14 protein-coding genes and 1 riboswitch are annotated in these 16,911 nt (G+C 73.5%); of the genes, 4 read left to right on the top strand and 10 right to left on the bottom strand.

Annotated elements, in window-relative coordinates:
• The first annotated feature begins 28 nt into the window (after positions 1–28).
• Complete coding sequence (gene galE, locus AL2_RS05270; protein WP_067629672.1) at positions 29–982, top strand: UDP-glucose 4-epimerase GalE; 954 nt, start codon at positions 29–31, stop codon at positions 980–982.
• Positions 979–2,115, top strand: coding sequence for a galactokinase (gene galK / locus AL2_RS05265; RefSeq protein ID WP_067629668.1), 1,137 nt, complete (start codon positions 979–981; stop codon positions 2,113–2,115). The genes galE and galK overlap by 4 nt, the downstream gene beginning before the upstream one ends.
• A gap of 48 nt (positions 2,116–2,163) precedes the next feature.
• On the opposite strand, the gene AL2_RS38300 is transcribed toward galK, so the two are convergent.
• The 5 genes from AL2_RS38300 to AL2_RS05240 form a co-directional block, all read right to left on the bottom strand.
• Positions 2,164–4,857, bottom strand: coding sequence for a hypothetical protein (locus AL2_RS38300; protein ID WP_067629665.1), 2,694 nt, complete (start codon positions 4,855–4,857; stop codon positions 2,164–2,166).
• Positions 4,854–6,617, bottom strand: coding sequence for an HSP90 family protein (locus AL2_RS05255; protein ID WP_067629662.1), 1,764 nt, complete (start codon positions 6,615–6,617; stop codon positions 4,854–4,856). Before AL2_RS05255 ends, AL2_RS38300 begins: the two co-directional genes overlap by 4 nt.
• A gap of 159 nt (positions 6,618–6,776) precedes the next feature.
• Positions 6,777–7,766: a malate dehydrogenase gene (locus AL2_RS05250; protein ID WP_067629659.1), complete on the bottom strand. Its 990-nt coding sequence runs from the start codon at positions 7,764–7,766 to the stop codon at positions 6,777–6,779.
• A gap of 239 nt (positions 7,767–8,005) precedes the next feature.
• On the bottom strand, positions 8,006–9,223 hold the full coding sequence (locus AL2_RS05245) for an NADP-dependent isocitrate dehydrogenase (protein WP_067629657.1): 1,218 nt from the start codon (positions 9,221–9,223) through the stop codon (positions 8,006–8,008).
• 126 nt (positions 9,224–9,349) lie between these two features.
• On the bottom strand, positions 9,350–9,790 hold the full coding sequence (locus AL2_RS05240) for a DUF3017 domain-containing protein (RefSeq protein WP_083946050.1): 441 nt from the start codon (positions 9,788–9,790) through the stop codon (positions 9,350–9,352).
• A 228-nt stretch (positions 9,791–10,018) separates the two neighbouring features.
• Here AL2_RS05240 and AL2_RS05235 point away from each other — a divergent pair, with 228 nt between their 5' ends.
• Positions 10,019–10,747, top strand: coding sequence for an FHA domain-containing protein (locus AL2_RS05235; RefSeq protein ID WP_067629652.1), 729 nt, complete (start codon positions 10,019–10,021; stop codon positions 10,745–10,747).
• Positions 10,748–10,896: 149 nt separating this feature from the next.
• Here AL2_RS05235 and AL2_RS05230 read toward each other — a convergent pair whose 3' ends face one another.
• From AL2_RS05230 to purN, 4 genes are all read right to left on the bottom strand, one after another.
• Positions 10,897–11,745 (bottom strand): bifunctional methylenetetrahydrofolate dehydrogenase/methenyltetrahydrofolate cyclohydrolase, encoded by an 849-nt coding sequence (locus AL2_RS05230; protein WP_067629649.1) that lies wholly within the window; start codon positions 11,743–11,745, stop codon positions 10,897–10,899.
• Positions 11,746–11,801: 56 nt separating this feature from the next.
• Positions 11,802–11,886, bottom strand: a riboswitch (ZMP/ZTP riboswitch).
• 19 nt (positions 11,887–11,905) lie between these two features.
• Positions 11,906–12,082, bottom strand: coding sequence for a hypothetical protein (locus AL2_RS37245; RefSeq protein WP_157438007.1), 177 nt, complete (start codon positions 12,080–12,082; stop codon positions 11,906–11,908).
• A 146-nt stretch (positions 12,083–12,228) separates the two neighbouring features.
• Positions 12,229–13,794 carry a bifunctional phosphoribosylaminoimidazolecarboxamide formyltransferase/IMP cyclohydrolase gene (gene purH / locus AL2_RS05225; protein ID WP_218003628.1) on the bottom strand — a complete coding sequence of 522 codons (1,566 nt, stop codon included), beginning with the start codon at positions 13,792–13,794 and terminating at the stop codon, positions 12,229–12,231.
• Positions 13,775–14,464, bottom strand: a complete 690-nt coding sequence (gene purN / locus AL2_RS05220; RefSeq protein ID WP_067630398.1) for a phosphoribosylglycinamide formyltransferase — start codon at positions 14,462–14,464, stop codon at positions 13,775–13,777. Before purN ends, purH begins: the two co-directional genes overlap by 20 nt.
• A gap of 108 nt (positions 14,465–14,572) precedes the next feature.
• Between purN and AL2_RS05215 the strand changes: the two genes are divergently transcribed.
• Complete coding sequence (locus AL2_RS05215; protein WP_067629617.1) at positions 14,573–15,043, top strand: DUF4190 domain-containing protein; 471 nt, start codon at positions 14,573–14,575, stop codon at positions 15,041–15,043.
• Between the two features lie 26 nt (positions 15,044–15,069).
• On the opposite strand, the gene AL2_RS05210 is transcribed toward AL2_RS05215, so the two are convergent.
• Entirely contained in the window at positions 15,070–16,827 is a 1,758-nt protein-coding gene (locus AL2_RS05210; protein ID WP_245666327.1) for a cell division protein PerM, read from the bottom strand.
• Positions 16,828–16,911 lie beyond the last annotated feature (84 nt).

The following is a 16,911-nucleotide window of genomic DNA, read 5'->3' as shown; positions in this document are numbered from 1 at the left end:
CCAGAGTCTTCTTCGTGGAGGTCCGTCAGTGAAGCTGCTCGTCACCGGAGGCGCCGGCTATGTCGGCAGTGTCGTCTCCGCTCTGCTCCTGGAGGCGGGGCACGAGGTCGTGGTGCTCGACGATCTGTCCACCGGGCACGAGGACGCGGTGCCGGAGGGGGCCAGGCTGGTGCGCGGCACGCTGCGCGACACGGCCGCGGACGTCCTCGGCGGCGCCGGGTTCGACGCCGTCCTGCACTTCGCGGCCAAGTCCCTCGTCGGCGAGTCGGTGGAGAACCCCGGCCTCTACTGGGACAAGAACCTCGGCGAGTCGCTGGCGCTGCTGGACGCGATGCGCGTCGCCGGCGTGCCCCGGATCGTGTTCTCCTCGACGGCCGCGACCTATGGGGAGCCGGAGTCGACGCCGATCCTGGAGACCGACCCGGCCCGTCCGACCAACCCGTACGGCGCGACCAAGCTGGCGATCGACACGGCCCTCGCCGAGTACGCGCGGCTGCACGGCGTCGGCGGGGTGTCGCTGCGGTACTTCAACGTGGCGGGCGCCTACGGGCGGCTCGGCGAGCGGCACACCGTCGAGACCCACCTGATCCCGAACGTGCTGAAGATCGCGCAGGGCGACGGCGCGGCGGTGAAGATGTTCGGCGACGACTACCCGACGCCGGACGGCACCTGCGTGCGCGACTACATCCACGTGGTCGACCTCGGCCGCGCCCACCTGCTCGCGCTGGACGCCTGCGAGCCGGGCACCCACCAGATCTTCAACCTGGGAAGCGGCAGCGGCTACTCCGTGAAGGAGGTCGTGGACGCGTGCCGCGAGGTCACCGGCCGCGAGATCCCCGCAGAGGCGGCGCCGCGCCGGGCCGGCGACCCGGCCGTGCTGATCGCCTCCTCGGAGAAGATCCAGGCGCAGCTCGGCTGGAAGCCCGAGCGGGACCTGCGCACCATGATCGCCGACGCGTGGACCTTCCTGCGGTCCCGATGACCGACGGCTTCGCGGACGCCTACGGGCGCGCGCCGGACGGTGTCTGGCACGCGCCCGGCAGGGTCAACCTGATCGGCGAGCACACCGACTACAACGACGGGTTCGTGCTGCCGTTCGCGCTGTCGCGCGGCGTCTCGGTGGCCGCCGCGCGCCGCGACGACGGCATGGTCGAGGTGCGGTCCCGGCAGGCGTCCACCGTCGTGACCGCCCCGGTGGACGGCCCGCCGGTCGTCTCCGAGGGGTGGCCCGCCGAGCGCGCCTGGGCGGCGTACCCGGTCGGTGTGGCGCGGGTGCTGCGCGAGTACGGGACGGGCGGCGCGTCGCTGCTGATCGACTCCGACCTCCCGCAGGGGGCGGGGCTGTCGTCGTCCGCCGCGCTGGAGTGCGCGACGGCGCTGGCGCTCCGCGACCTGTACGGCGTGGAGATCGACCGTCCCGCGCTGGCCCGGCTGGCGCAGCGCGCGGAGAACGAGCAGGTCGGCATGCCGTGCGGGCTGATGGACCAGTCGGCGTCCCTGCTGTGCGAGGCGGGGCACGCGCTCCTGCTCGACTGCCGCAGCGAGCTGTCGTCCCAGGTCCCGTTCGACCCGGCCGCCGCCGGGCTGAGCCTTCTGGTCGTGGACACGCGCGCCTCGCACACCCTGACCGGCGGCGAATACGGCCGCCGCCGCGCCGAATGCGAGGAGGCCGCGTCCCTGCTCGGCGTGGACGCGCTGCGCGACGTCAAGGATCTGGCCGCCGCGCTGGGGAGCCTGCGCGACCCGGTGCTGCGCCGCCGCGTCCAGCACGTCGTCACCGAGAACCACCGCGTCGAGGCGAGCGTCGGCCTGCTGCGCGCGGGCGCCCTCCCCGAGTTCGGCGGGATGCTGAACGCCTCGCACCTGTCCCTGCGCGACCAGTTCGAGATCTCGTGGCCCGAGGCCGACGTCACCGTCGACGCGGCGCTCCGGGCGGGCGCCCGCGGCGGCCGCATGGTCGGCGGCGGCTTCGGCGGCTCCGTCATCGTCCTGACGCCTGCGGCCCGCGCGGACAAGGTCCGCGAAGCCATCACGGCGGCCTACGCGAAGCGGGCCTGGACGCCCCCGGAGTTCCTGGACGCGATACCCTCCCGGGCCGCTCACCGGCTCAGCTGATCTCCGCGAGCCGTAGGACGGGGCACGTCAGCCGTAGGGCGCGGCACGTCAGCCGAGCGCGGCCCGGATGTCCTCCAGCAGGCGGGTGGCCTCCTCGGCGGGGCCGGTCTGGTCGAGCGCGGTGAAGCCGTCCACGGCGGCGGACGCGTGGGCAGCGGCGTCGTCCACGCGGCCCGCCCGGGCCAGGACGCGAGCCTGCTCGAACGACGTCAGGGCGGTCTCCCAGACGCGGGCGGGCTCGTTGTCCGGGGGCAGGCCCGCCAGCGCGGCGCGGGCCGTCTCCATGGCGGGGACGGCCGCGTCGACGTCGCCGCTCCACATCAGGCACACCGCGGCGCGGCGGCGGGCGCGGACCACGCCGTACGGGTCGCCCGCCTTCTCGTACGCCTCGGCGGACTCGGCGTACCGCTCGGCGGCCGGGCCGTCCATGTCGAGTTCCGTCAGGACGTCGGCGGCCTCGTAGCGGAAGTGGGCCTCGGCGCCGTGCTCCCCGTCGCGGGCCGCGTCGTCGGCGAGGGACGCGAACGTCGCGGCGGCGCCCTCCTCGCGGAGCTGCTTCTGCGCGTGCGCCAGGACCAGCCGGGCGCGCTGCCTCGCGTGGTGGACGGACGGGTCGGCGTCGCCGCCGGGTTCGGGGAGGGCCTGCAGGACCTCTTCGGCGGCCTCGGCGGCCTCCAGCGGCCGGTCGGTCGACAGGTAGCCGCCGGCGAGGTCCACCCGCAGGTGGACGGCGTTCTCGTGCATGCCCTCGGCCGTCCACTCCGCGATGGCCTCGACGAGGTCGGGGACGCCGTCGGCCGGGCGGTCCAGGGCGATCAGCGAGGCGCCGCGCTCGGCGAGGGCGGCGGCGCGCAGCGGGGACGGGCCGGGCATCGCGGCGAGCGCCTCGTCCAGCAGCGCGAGGGTCTCCTCGTCCGGGGCGTTCTGCCGCCGCGCCACCGCCCGCGCGAGCTGCAGCGCGGGCGCGGCGATCTCCTCGGGGTCGCCGGACGCGCGGGACAGCTCGGCGGAGCGGCGCAGCGCCGCGATCCCGTCGTCGGTCTCGCCGGACATCAGCAGCGCCTGCCCCCGCAGGTACCACAGCTCACCGGCGCGGTCGGGCGCGTCGCCGGCGGCGGCCCGGTCCAGCGCGGTGAGGGCGTCGGCGGGGCGGTCGAGCCTGAGGTAAGCGGCGGCGAGGCGGAGCAGCGCGGCCGGCGCGTCATCGGCCTCCACCGGGTGCGCGGTGCAGTGCTCGGCCGAGGCGATCACCTGGTCGAGCCCGCCCGCGTCGCCGAGGTCGACGCGCAGCGCGCCGAGCCGGCCGAGGGTGCGGTGCCGGCGCGTCTCGTCGCCCAGCTCGCCGAACAGCCGGGCCGCCTCCTCCCAGCATTCGACCGCCTCCCGGCCGGCGCGGTCGACGGCGTGCTCGACGCCCCGGGCGTCCAGGCGGCGGGCATGCTGCAGCGGCGTCGGCTCGGTCGTCGCGGCCACGGCGTCGAACCGGCGCCACGCCGCCAGCATCCCCGGCAGGTCCTTCTTCCTGCGGCACCGGTCGGCGGTGTCGAGCAGTTCGTCGAGATCGTCGAGGTCGTCGAGGGAGGCGAGGTCGTCCCGCGGGGCGGGTTCCGGTGCGGGGGCCTGGGCCGCCGGGCGGCGGTGGTGCGCCGCCAGCGGGAGGAAGCCGATGACCGGCTCGGCGGCCAGCGTGGCGCGCACCCGGTCGCCCTGGTGGGACGTGCCGTTGCGGGCGTCGAACCGGGCGGCGAGCCCCGTCGCGCGTTCCGCCAGCTCGGCGTGCAGCCCGGACAGGGGGACGTCGGCGGCCGGGCGGCCGTCCGCGGCGGGGCGCCGGATCGTCGTGGCACCGTGCCCGGCGGCCGTCAGCCGGCCGAGGAGGAGGGCCGCCGCGGCGGAGAACCCCATGTCCGGGTACGCGCTGGGGGCGCGGTCCAGCCAGCCGAGATGCCGCTGCAGGATCTCCAGGCCGCGCGCCTCGTTGCCGGTGACCGCGCAGAACTCCAGGTGCTCGGCGATGTCGCCGAGGTCGGCGAGCCGCGTCCGGTGCACCCGGTAGGCGCGGCGGTGCGCGTCGGCGGCCTGCTCGGCACGGCCCGTCCGCAGGTACACCGGCAGCAGTGACGTCTGGATCGACTGCGGCTGCTCGTTGCAGTTCAGCTGCGCCGTCAGCACCGGCGCGGCGATCTCGAACGCCTCCTCATGGCGGCCGGCCTCGACGAGGTGGCGGGCCATGCCGGTGGGGTCGCACCCCTCGCAGTCGGACAGCTCATCGCGTTCGGCGGCGCGCCACTTCACGTACCACTCGTCGGCCGTCCCGTCGCCGACGTGCCGCGCCACCACGTTGCGGTAGTGATACACGGCCTGGAGGCTGTGCCCGCCGGCCTTGTAGCGCCGCTCCATGTCGTCCAGCACGGCGTAGGTACGGTCCAGCGGGATCTCGGGGAAGAGGGTGAGGGAGCTGACGATCGCCTTCATCTGCCACAGCAGACCGTGCGTCTCGTCGAACCGGCCCGGGTCGCGGTCGTGGTCGGCGAGCGTCCGGCTGAACGTCGCGAACGCCTTCGCGGGCTCGCCGCCGTACCGGTACGCATCGGTCAGCCGGACCCGGACGTGGAACGCCAGCACGTCGTCACCGGCCGCCTCCGCGCGGCGCAGCGCGTCCTCGACGAGGACGGTGCGGGCCTCCCCGTAGGGCAGTTCCTGCGACCGCGCCATCAGCGCGTAGACGTCGTCCGTGCTCACTTGGGCTCCTCCGGGGAGTGGACGGCCCACTCCAGCAGGCCGATGAAGGAACGGTTCAGCACCGCCGTGTCGGCGGGCCGCAGCGGATGGTGGCCGAGCAGCAGCGCCTGCCCGTACAGCGCTTGGACGGCCGGCTCGACCGGCCCGCCGCCGCCCAGCGACGTGACCCGCCGGGCCAGCGGATTGCGGTAGTTCAGCACCAGCTGGGGTCGTTCGACACCGGTGGGGTCGACGGCGCCGAGCACGTCCGCCCAGAGCTCACCGGCCTCCTCCCTGGCCCGCGTCAGCTCCTCCCGGAACTGCGCGTCGCGGCTGGTCAGGTACAGCGCGGGCAGCGAGGCGGGGTCGAAGTCGCGGACGACCACCTCGCAGCCGAGCCGCTCCACCGCCCGCTGCGCCGCCGCGAGGAACGGCCGCAGCGCCAGCTCCGCCGCCGGGTCGAGGACGCCGAACGTCGTGGTCAGCTCCGCCGCGTCCAGCCGGGCCAGCCGGATGTCGGGGTCCACGTCGGGCAGCCGCTCGATGATCTCGGTGTCGTGCACGTAACCGCCGTTGACCAGCCCGACGCCCTGCGCGCCCGCGACCGCCGACAGCCGCCGGAACTCGTCCACGCTCCCGGTGAACCGGCCGTCCGGATGCCGGCGGCGGAACTCGTGCAGCGTCATCGGCCCGGCGGACGTCTCGTACTCCAGCCAGCGGTCGACGATCCGCAGCATGGCGTCGTCGTGCAGCGCCATCGCCTTCACGCCGAGCTGGTGCAGCCGCAGGAAGGCGCGGAGCCGCGCCGGGTCGGTCTCGGCCAGCCTCACCAGCCACTGCCGCAGCACCTCCCCGAGCCCCAGCCGCGCCGATTCGAGCAGCTCGTCCTCGTACAGGGCCTCGCGGCTCGCGGTCGGCCGCAGCTCCCCCGCGTCCACGACGCAGCGGGCGAAGAACGCCCACTCGGGGAGCAGCCCCTCGACGCTCTCGGCCAGCAGCATCCGCTTCAGGTAGACGCGGTGCGCGGCGCGCGCGGTCGGCGAAACGGGCGCGGGCAGGATGAACGCGACCCCGGTCAGCCCCGCCTCGGGCACGTCGAGATCGACGACGTCGAACGGCGTGAACCCGTAGAGCTCCTCGCAGTACTGCTCCAGCGCCCGCCGCCGCCCGCCCGGATCGCGGTGGGACGCCTGCCACGGCGGCCCGTCCCCCGTGATCGGCACACCGTCGACGACCAGATCGACCGGCAGCAGCGATCCGTAGGTGCTGGCCAGTTCGGTCACGACCTCCGGGCTCAGCAACTCCCCCGCGCCCGGACGCGCCCGGAGCGTCACCGTCGTGCCGGGCTCGTCTCGCTCGCCCGGCTCGACCTGGTAGCTGCCCTCCGAACGGCCCGTCCATCTGACGGCGTCACCGCCGCGCGCCGACCGCGTCACGACCTCGATCTCGTCCGCGACGAGGAACGCCGACAGCAGCCCGATGCCGAACTGCCCGAGGAAGTCGTGCCGCGCGAACCCCAGCTCGTCCCGCTTGGACGACCGCCCGATGGTCGCCAGCAGCGTGTGGACCTCGTCCTCGGTGAGCCCGACCCCATCGTCGTGGACCCGGAGCGTGCCGCCGCCGGTCTCGATCTCGACCCGGCCGCCCGCGCCCCGCGCGGTGATCGCGTCCACCGCGTTCTGCAGCAGTTCCCGCAGGTAGACGCGCGGGCTCGCGTAGAGATGGCGGCTGAGCAGATCCACCACACCCCGCAGATCCACCTGAAACGCCTGTTCCGCCACCGTCCGCCTCCTGATCACCTTTCCGAGCCATCACACACTAGCGACCGGTACCGACGCCTTCAGATCATTTTGGAACGCTCGCTTCCCGTGGACGCGGCCGCCCGCGAACATGGGACGAGCCCCGGACCGGTGCGGTCCGGGGCTCGTCCACTGGAGAGGTCAGATGAGGCCGAGCTTGCGGACGGCGTCGCGCTCCTCGGACAGCTCGTTCACCGACGCGTCGATGCGGGCGCGGGAGAAGTCGTTGATCTCCAGGCCCTGGACGATCTCCCACTCGCCGTCCTTCGTGGTGACCGGGAAGGACGAGATCAGGCCCTCGGGGACGCCGTAGGAGCCGTCCGACACGACCGCCATGGACGTCCAGTCGCCGTCGGCGGTGCCGTTCACCCAGGTGTGCACGTGGTTGAGCGCGGCCGACGCGGCGGACGCCGCCGACGAGGCGCCGCGCGCCTCGATGATCGCGGCGCCGCGCTTGGCGACGGTCGGGATGAAGTCGTTCTCCAGCCACGCCTGGTCGTTCACCGTCTCGGCGGCGTTCTTGCCGGCGATCTCGGCGTGGAAGATGTCCGGGTACTGGGTGGCGGAGTGGTTGCCCCAGATCGTCATCTTCTTGATGTCGGCGACGGAGACGCCGGCCTTCTTCGACAGCTGCGCGAGGGCGCGGTTGTGGTCGAGGCGCGTCATCGCGGTGAAGCGCCCGGCGGGGACGTCCGGGGCGTGGGACTGCGCGATCAGGGCGTTGGTGTTGGCCGGGTTGCCCACCACGAGGATCTTGACGTCGTCCGCCGCGCCCGCGTTGATGGCCTCGCCCTGCGGCTTGAAGATGCCGCCGTTGGCCTCCAGCAGGTCGCCGCGCTCCATGCCCTTCGTGCGGGGGCGGGCGCCGACGAGCAGCGCCACGTTCGTCCCCTCGAACGCCTTGGTGGCGTCGTCGAAGATGTCGATGCCGGACAGCAGCGGGAACGCGCAGTCGTCCAGCTCCATCGCGGTGCCCTCGGCGGCCTTCACCGCCTGCGGAATCTCCAGCAGGCGCAGGCGTACGGGCACGTCCGCGCCGAGGAGGTGCCCGGACGCGATGCGGAACAGCAGCGCGTAGCCGATCTGGCCCGCGGCGCCGGTAACGGTGACGGTGACTGGGGTGCGCGTCATTGTCCTTCTTCTCCTGGAGTGACCTGACGGGGCTCAGGCGGCCATCCTTCGAACCCGACCGCCGAAGAGCCGCGCCGCCGCGGTTTCTCTCGCCGTCGAGATACTTCCGTGGTTCAGGCTATCGCGCGTCCCCTACCCGGCAACCCCCCAGGTGCACCCACCGGCATGGCGCCGCCCCGGAACACGCGGAAGGCCGCCCCGGACGGATCCAGGACGGCCTCGGCGGAAGACTCGGGGGGTCAGCCGTTGATCTTCTTCTGGAGGTTGGTGTCGAGCGCCTCCAGGAACTGCTGCGTGGTCAGGTACGGCGTGTCACCGCCGACCAGCAGGGCCAGGTCCTTGGTCATCTGGCCGTGCTCGACGGTCTCGACGCAGACCTCTTCGAGCGAGCGGGCGAAGCCGATCAGCTCCTTGTCGCCGTCCAGCTTGCCGCGGTGCTCGAGGCCGCGGGTCCAGGCGAAGATCGACGCGATGGGGTTGGTCGACGTCGGCTTGCCCTGCTGGTGCTGCCGGAAGTGGCGGGTCACCGTGCCGTGCGCGGCCTCGGCCTCGACGGTCTTGCCGTCCGGGGTCATCAGGACGGACGTCATGAGGCCGAGCGAGCCGAAGCCCTGGGCGAGGGTGTCGGACTGGACGTCGCCGTCGTAGTTCTTGGTGGCCCAGACGAAGCCGCCCTCCCACTTGAGCGCGGCGGCGACCATGTCGTCGATGAGCCGGTGCTCGTAGGTGATGCCCTTGGCCTCGAAGTCGGCCTTGAACTCGGTCTCGAAGATCTCCTGGAAGAGGTCCTTGAACCGGCCGTCGTAGGCCTTGAGGATCGTGTTCTTCGTCGACAGGTACAGCGGCATCTCGCGGTTGAGCGCGTAGCGCATGCTCGTCCGCGCGAAGTCGCGGATGGAGTCGTCGAAGTTGTACATGCCCATGGCGACGCCGCCGCCCGGGAAGTCGGCGACCTCCATCTCCATCGGCTCGGAGCCGTCCCGCGGCGTGAAGGTGATCGTCACCTTGCCGGGGCCGGGGACGACGAAGTCGGTGGCCTTGTACTGGTCGCCGTGGGCGTGCCGGCCGATGATGATCGGCTTGGTCCAGCCCGGCACCAGGCGCGGGATGTTGGACACCACGATCGGCTCGCGGAAGATCACACCGCCCAGGATGTTGCGGATCGTCCCGTTCGGGGACCGCCACATCTTCTTCAGGCCGAACTCCTCGACGCGCGCCTCGTCGGGGGTGATGGTCGCGCACTTGACGCCGACGCCGTGCTCCTTGATGGCGTTGGCGGCGTCGATGGTGACCTGGTCGTCCGTGGCATCACGGTGCTCGATCCCCAGGTCGTAGTACCTCAGGTCCACATCGAGGTAGGGCAGGATCAGCTGGTCCTTGATGAATTTCCAGATGATCCGCGTCATTTCGTCGCCGTCGAGTTCGACGACCGGGCCCGCTACTTTGATCTTGGGCATGCTTGTGCTGTCCCTTTCCTACACCTGGCCAGCAGTCCTTGTAAGGCTCAACTGGCTAGGCTAGCCGAGGCGGTCACGCGGTCTAGACCTGGCCTGGCCCCGAACGCCGCCACCTGGGACGACGCACTAGCCCGGTGGTCCGTTTCCGGGCGCGGAGCGGCGTCCGGCGATGAGCAGCCGGATGCCGCGGGCCGCGGCCGTGAGGGCGATGAGGATGCCGAACGCGCCCGCGAGGACGAGGCCGGTCTTGTTCATCGGCGGGACGCTCAGCGACACGAACGCGACCATCTCGCCGAGGAGGACGAGCGTCCAGCAGTCGACCGACCGGCTGCGGACGGCGAGCGGGCCGAGCTGCGACTCGGGCAGCAGCAGCCGGGCGAGCGCGCCGACGAGCAGTGCGGCGGCCATCAGGCCGGAGCCCTTGCGGAAGTAGTTGAAAGCGCACAGGGTCAGGCCGGCGCCCACCCCGCTGAGCACGAGCAGGTACGGCAGCTGCGCCAGCCAGTGCGGCGCGGCGCCCCTGCGTCGCGGCGCCCTGCGCCTGCGCCGGTGCACCTGAGTGCTCATGGTCCTCACGGTATCGCCGATCGCGCGACCGGACGACATCGCCGCGATGGAACGGTCCGTCTTGTCGCCCATCGGCCGGAAAAGCGGTGTGACACAGGGTGCCCGGGTGATGCCGGAGAGGCCGGAATCCCTTGCGCCATCGGTGCTACTCGCCAGTAGGAGGGTGTGACGGCACGGCGCCCGGGTAACCCGGCAGACAGGGGTCGCTAACTAGCTGGGAGGACTGCCGTGGAGGGGCCGTTCATGCGGATCGAGGACAGCGGGCTGGTGATGCCGCTGCGCCCCGACGTTACGACGGTCGGGAGAGGGAGAGGAGTCGACGTACGCCTCGACGACCCGAGTGTGTCCCGTTTGCACGCAGAAATCGTCCGACGCGGTCCGTACGTCTACGTGGTGGACATGGGCCTGTCCCGCAACGGGACGCGCGTCAACGGCCGGCCGATCGCCCGCCGTGTGCTGGAGGACGGTGACGTCGTGAGCTTCGGCACGGCGCGCTGCCGGTTGGGGGGCATCCCCCGTGAGGAGGTCGACCCGGACGTCGAACTGCGGCGCGCCGTCGCGCCCGAGCTCACCCGCCGCGAGGTCGACGTGCTGACCTCGCTGTGCCGACCCGCCCTGTCCGACGAGGCGTTCGTGGCCCCCGCCACGGCACGCGACATCGCCGGCGAGCTGGTGGTGACGGAGGCGGCCGTCAAGCAGCACCTGCTGCGCCTCTACCAGAAGTTCCGCATCCCCGAGGGCGCCAACCGGCGCACCCGGCTCGCCAACGAGGTCATCGCGATGGGCCTCGTCCGTCCGCTGCCACCGGTGCACGTTCCGCACCAGGGCCGTCCGCCGATGGACGGCCGGGTCCCCGGAGTGCGGGGGACGACGGAGAACCGGAGGCCGGGCAGCCCCGGCCACGCCCACGGGCCGGGACGTCCGGCCCCTAGCACGGCCGGACGGAGGGCCAGCTGATGTGAACCTGCGGTCGCCCTCCCGGCAGCGCGAGCATGAGGGCGATCGCTGAACCTCCGACGGGGCGGCGCAAGTGACGGCGCGGCCCGGCCAGGAGCAATGTGTGCGGGGCCGCCACCTCGGTGCTGAGTGGCGGCCCCGGCCACGTGTCAGAGGCTCTTCTCGGCGGCCTCGACGACGTTCACGAGCAGCATGGCGCGGGTCATCGGCCCGACACCGCCGGGGTTGGGCGCGACCCATCCGGCGACCTCCCGGACGTCGGCGGCGACGTCACCCGCGAGCTTGCCGTCCACACGGGAGACGCCCACGTCGAGGACGGCGGCGCCCGGCTTGACCATGCCGGCGGTGATGAGGCCCGGAACGCCGGCGGCGGCCACGACGATGTCGGCGGCGCGGGTGTGCGCGGCCAGGTCGCGGGTCGCCGTGTGGCAGAGCGTGACGGTCGCGTTCTCGCTGCGCCGGGTCAGCAGGAGCCCGAGCGAGCGCCCGACCGTGATGCCGCGGCCGACGACGGTGACCTCCGCGCCCTTGATCGGGACGTCGAAGCGGCGCAGCAGCTCGACGATGCCCTTCGGGGTGCACGGCAGCGGCCCCGGCTGCATGAGGACGAGCCGGCCGAGGTTCACCGGGTGCAGGCCGTCGGCGTCCTTGGCCGGGTCGATGCGCTCCAGCACGCGCTGCTCGTCCAGGCCCTTCGGCAGCGGGAGCTGGACGATGTAGCCGGTGCACGCGGGGTCGGCGTTCAGCTCGGCGACGGCCCGCTCGACGTCGTCCTGGGTGGCGGTGGCGGGCAGGTCGCGGCGGATGCTCTCGATGCCGACCTCGGCGCAGTCGCGGTGCTTCATGCCGACGTACGCGTGGCTGCCCGGGTCGTCGCCGACCAGCACGGTGCCGAGCCCGACGGTCACGCCGCGGTCGCGGAGCGCCTCGACGCGCACCTTGAGGTTCGAGCGGATCTCGGCGGCCGTGGCCTTGCCGTCCAGAATCTGTGCCGTCATGCGTTCCTCCGCGTGGATCTCGCCGGGGCCCCGCGGGGCCGGGCCCGGCTCGAGGTCCCGTCCACCCAGGCGCGCGGTGTCCGGACTGTCGTTCGCTCCCCGGTGGTGATCCACCTTGCCGCGCCAGTCGCGTGAAAACCCATGGTAGCGGCGGGGCGGGTCAGTCCTCGGAGCGCTGCCGCGAGGTGATGATGCGGTCGGTGCCGTGCCAGCCGAGCTGGGCGGCCAGGACGGCGGCGAGGAAGGCCGCGATCAGCCCGATCACCTGCCGGGAGTCCATCAGCAGGGAGTCCGCCAGGTACACCGACCTCAGCATGACGGCGAGCAGCACGTCCATCGCGCCTCCTCATGGAACGCCCGCGCCGGGGTCAAGGGAGGGTCATCAAGGCGCGGCCGGGCCGAGGCTACCCGCAGTGCGGAGTGGAATATCCGGGGCCAAACCCGGTGCGGCGGTGTTCTCCGCCACACCGGGCCGGCCGCCGGTCAGTGGTAGAAGTGCCGGACGCCGGTGAAGTACAGGGTGATCCCGGCCTTCTCCGCCGCCTCGATGACCTTGTCGTCGTTGACGGAGCCGCCCGGCTCGACGATCGCCTTCACGCCCGCCTCGGTCAGCACCTCCAGGCCGTCCGGGAAGGGGAAGAACGCGTCCGACGCGCCCACGGCGGACGCGGTCCGCTCGGCGCCGGCCCGCGCGACGGCGAGCTTGGCGGAGTCGACCCGGTTGACCTGCCCCATGCCGACGCCGACGGTCGCGCCGCCGGCGGCCAGCAGGATCGCGTTGGACTTCACCGAGCGGATCGCCCGCCACGCGAACGCCAGGTCGCGCAGCGTCGCGTCGTCGGCGGCCTCGCCGGTCTTCAGTTCCCAGGTGGACGGGTCGTCGCCGGGCGCGTCCACGCGGTCGACGCCCTGCAGCAGGACGCCGCCGTCGATGCGCCGGTACTCGGTCGCGCCGGCCGGGGCGTCCGGGCAGACCAGCAGCCGGACGTTCTTGAACCGGTTCTTGAGGACGGTGACGGCCTCGTCGTCGAAGGCGGGGCCGATGACGACCTCGGCGAAGCTCTCGGTGACCTGCCGCGCCATGTCCGCGGTGACCGGGCGGTTCGCCGCGATCACGCCGCCGTAGGCCGAGACGGGGTCGCAGGCGTGCGCCTTGCGGTGCGCCTCGGCGATGTCGGCGCCGACCGCGATGCCGCACGGGTTGGCGTGCTTGATGATCGCGACGCACGGCTCGGTGAAGTCGTAGGCGGCGCGGCGGGCGGCGTCGGTGTCCACGTAGTTGTTGTAGGACATCTCCTTGCCGTACAGCTGCTCCGCGCCGGCCAGCCCGGTCTCGCCGGGCGAGCGGTACAGGGCCGCGCGCTGGTGCGGGTTCTCGCCGTACCGGAGGGTGTCCGAACGCTCCCAGGTGGCGCCGAGGAAGTCGGGCCACTGCGTCTCGGCGGCCGTCTCGTCCGGGGCGTAGCCGCTCGCGAACCAGGACGCCACGGCCACGTCGTAGGACGCGGTGTGCGCGAACGCCCGCGCGGCGAGGCGGCGGCGCTCCGCCAGGGTGAACCCGCCGGCCTGCACCGCGTCGAGGACCGTCGCGTAGGCGGACGGGTCGACGACGACGGACACGCTCGCGTGGTTCTTCGCGGCGGCGCGCACCATGGTCGGGCCGCCGATGTCGATCTGCTCGACGCACTCGTCCGGCCCCGCGCCCGAGTCGACCGTGTCGGCGAACGGGTACAGGTTCGCGATCACCAGGTCGAACGGCTCGACGGCGAGGTCTTCGAGCTGCTGGAGGTGGTCCTCCTTGCGCCGGTCGGCGAGCAGGCCCGCGTGCACCCTCGGGTGCAGGGTCTTGACCCGTCCGTCCAGGCACTCGGGGAAGCCGGTGAGCTTCTCCACCCGCATCACCGGGACGCCGGCGGCGGAGATCCGGCCCGCCGTCGACCCGGTCGAGACGATCTCCACCCCGGCCTCGTGCAGGCCCCGGGCCAGCTCCTCCAGCCCGGTCTTGTCGTACACGCTGATCAGCGCACGCCTAATCGCCACCCGACTCACCGGCCGAGCTCCCCTCATGGTCGTCGGAAGAATCCCTGTCGGACGCATCACCGCAGGTCCCGCACTTCATGGAGACCCGCCTGCCGCGCGTGGTCCAGCCGTCGCGGGCGAGCCGTCCGACGACGTCGACGAGGAGCCGGCGCTCCACCTGCTTGATCCGCTCGTGCAGGGAGTCTTCGTCGTCATGCCAGCCCACGGGAACGGTCTCCTGGGCGATGACGGGTCCGGTGTCCACGCCTTCGTCGACGAAGTGAACCGTACAGCCCGTGACCTTCACGCCGTACGCCAGGGCGTCCCGTACGGCGTGGGCGCCGGGGAAGGAGGGCAGCAGCGCGGGGTGGGTGTTGACCGTCCGGCCGCCGAACCGCGCCAGGAAGCGCGGGCCGAGGATCTTCATGAAGCCGGCGGAGACGACGAGGTCGGGTTCGTGCTTCGCGACGGCCTCGGTCAGCGCCGCGTCCCAGCCGTCCCGGGACGGGAAATCCGGGATGCAGACCGTAAAAGTGGGCAAACCCACACGCTCTGCGCGTTCGGTTCCCGCGATATCGGGGCGGTCCGCGCCCACGGCCACGACTTCCGCCCCGTAGGCTGGATCCGCGCACGCGTCGAGCAGCGCTTGTAGGTTGGTCCCCGCGCCGGAGACGAGGACGACGAGCCGGGCGGACACCATGACTCCCAGGTGGACGTTGACGGGGTGTGCGGCCACCACGAAGCCTATCGGGCGGGCTCGGCGCCGCTTCACCGCAGACAGCACCCACGGGCCAGGAGGAAACGAAACGTGAGCGAGCAGCGGGGCCGCGAGGCCCGTCCCGATGACCGCCCGGACGGGCGGCCGGCGGGAGAGCCGCCCGCGGGACCGTCCGAGGCGCGGCAGACCGGCGTGCGGGCCCTCTGGCTCGGCGGCATCGCGCTGGTGACCTCCCTGTTCTTCTACCCGCTCGGCCTGGTGCTGGGCGTCGCCTCGCTCGTCGTCGGGATCAGGGCCCGGCGGCAGGCGCGCGGCACGGCGGACGCCGTGCCCGGCGCCGTCCCCGGCATGGTGATGGGCGCGATCGGCCTGGCGATGTCGGTGCTGATGGTCGGGATGGCGGTCTTCCTGCGCACCGAGTTCAGCGGCTACTGGGACTGCGTCAACGCGTCCAACACCCACACCGACCAGCAGGCGTGCCGCGACGAGTACTACCCGAAGATCGAGGACAAGCTCGACCTGCCCCCCGGCTGGATGGACAAGTACGGGCACCTGCTCTAGCCGCCCCCTGGCCGGCTAGTCGCCGGCTAGTCGCCGCGTTCGGGTTCTTCGCGGAGGACGTAGATGGCGCCGCCGCGGTTCTCGGTGCGGTTCGGGTCCGCGCGGGGCGGCGGGACGGGCCTGGGCGGTTCCTCGGGCTCGGGAGCCGGGTCGTCCACGATGTGGCCCTCGACGACGATCGTGCCGTCGCCCGGCGGTGACGGCGGTGGCGCCGGTTTCGGTCCGGGGCGTTCTCCGGCGAGGTCGGGCAGCGGATCGCTCCGGCGGCGGGGACGGCGCGGGGCGAGGACGGGGTCGGCCTCTTCGAACTCCAGCGGATCGGGCGCGTGCGGGGCCCTCGGCGCCTTCGGCGCGGGCGTCGCGGGCAGGTCGTAGTCGCCCGGGACGGGGGCCGACAGCGGCACCGCCGCGGGCTTCGGCCGGACGCGCCTCTTCGGCGCCTTCCCGGGCCTGCTCTTCCGGGTGGCCGCGCGCGCCGGGCGCCGCAGCACCATCCAGTTCGCCACCCACGCCGCGATGGCCGCGGAGATGCCCACCTCAAGGGCCGCCAGCAGCCCCACCTGCCAGGCGGACGGCCCCACGGTCGCCATCCGCCCGCCGCCGAGCGGCCCGCCGGACAGCGCGCTGAGCAGGGCCGCCACGGCACCGGTCAGCGCGCCCGACACGAACCCCCACAGCGGCGCGCCCTCCGCCACCGGGCTCGGCAGCGACCTGATCGTGAGGACGCCGCCGACCGCGCCCGCGACGAACGGCGCGGCCAGCGCGAGCAGCGACAGCGCCGGCGCCGGGCCGGGCTGCGGCAGCGCGGCGAGCGGCGGGAACGCGGGGACGATGTCCAGGAACACCCCGGTCGGCGAGACGCTCGTCCCTGCGCCGACGGAGAACCCCGGCCCGACCGCGTAGGCCATCCCCCAGATCACCGCGTTCGGCAGGAAGGCCAGCTCGACGAGCAGCAGCAGGACGCCGCCGACGACGCCGGGGGCGAGCATGCCGTAGAGGTCGTCGGCGCCGGCCGTGTTCATGGCGAGCGCCGCGCCCACGAGCACCGCGCCGGACGCGAGCAGCACGCCGAGCGCGCCCGCCACCCCGATCACCAGCGAGCGGGGCCGCTCGGGCAGCAGCCGCAGCAGCGCGCCCAGCCCGGACCGGACCCGCCGTCCCTTCGCCTCCGCCGCGACCTGCGCGGCGACCACGGCCCGCGCGGCGCCGAGGCCGCCCGCGATGACGGCGACGAGGAAGCACGCGATGAGCGCCTGCCACGCCGACGGCCGCACCTCCTCCGACGAGGCCGCGAGCGCGAGCAGCGCGGCCAGCCCCGCGTACGGCGCGGCCTGCGCGACCGCCACGTGCACGACCGCGATCCGGGGACGCTGCCGCAGCCCGGCGACCCGGATCATCCACCCGCCGCCCCGGTACAGCAGCACGCCCGGCAGGACGAGGACGCCCAGCGGCAGCAGCCCGACCCGTCCCTGCCCGTAGGAGAAGCCCGCGTGGTGGGACACGAGCCAGAAGTTCACGGCCGTCCGGAACACCCCGGACATGCCGTGGCCGAGCGCGGTCTTCGGCGCCGCGATCCACCCGATGAGCGTGATCGTGGTGAGCACGGCGAGCCCGATCCCGACGCACCACAGCGCCGCGACCAGCCCGGTCACGTACAGCGGCCGCGCCATGGCGGCGGCCGGCTGCCCCCTGGCGGCCTCGGCCCGCGGCCGTCCGCCGGCCCGTCCGGGCCCGCCCTTCGCCGGCTCCCGCTTCGCACGCCGCCCGGGGGTCTCGTCGCTCACCGCTCCATGCTGGCACCACGCCCGCCCCCGGACGCCCCGCCCGCCCGGCGTGTCGCCTTGTCGTCGCGCCGCCGGGCCGCCACG

The sequence above is a fragment of the Actinomadura latina NBRC 106108 genome (genome assembly GCF_001552195.1).
GTDB classification, from domain to species: domain Bacteria; phylum Actinomycetota; class Actinomycetes; order Streptosporangiales; family Streptosporangiaceae; genus Spirillospora; species Spirillospora latina.
This window is presented reverse-complemented; position numbering and strand designations above follow the sequence as displayed.

Excerpts from the sequence above, each read along its gene's own strand:
- AL2_RS37245 (WP_157438007.1), bottom strand. The coding sequence starts at position 12,082 with ATGGACGTGCTGCTCGCCGTCATGCTGAGGTCGGTGTACCTGGCGGAC.
- AL2_RS05230 (WP_067629649.1), bottom strand. The coding sequence starts at position 11,745 with ATGACGGCACAGATTCTGGACGGCAAGGCCACGGCCGCCGAGATCCGC.
- AL2_RS05245 (WP_067629657.1), bottom strand. The coding sequence starts at position 9,223 with ATGCCCAAGATCAAAGTAGCGGGCCCGGTCGTCGAACTCGACGGCGAC.
- purN (WP_067630398.1), bottom strand. The coding sequence starts at position 14,464 with ATGGTGTCCGCCCGGCTCGTCGTCCTCGTCTCCGGCGCGGGGACCAAC.
- AL2_RS05240 (WP_083946050.1), bottom strand. The coding sequence starts at position 9,790 with ATGAGCACTCAGGTGCACCGGCGCAGGCGCAGGGCGCCGCGACGCAGG.
- galK (WP_067629668.1), top strand. The coding sequence starts at position 979 with ATGACCGACGGCTTCGCGGACGCCTACGGGCGCGCGCCGGACGGTGTC.
- AL2_RS05250 (WP_067629659.1), bottom strand. The coding sequence starts at position 7,766 with ATGACGCGCACCCCAGTCACCGTCACCGTTACCGGCGCCGCGGGCCAG.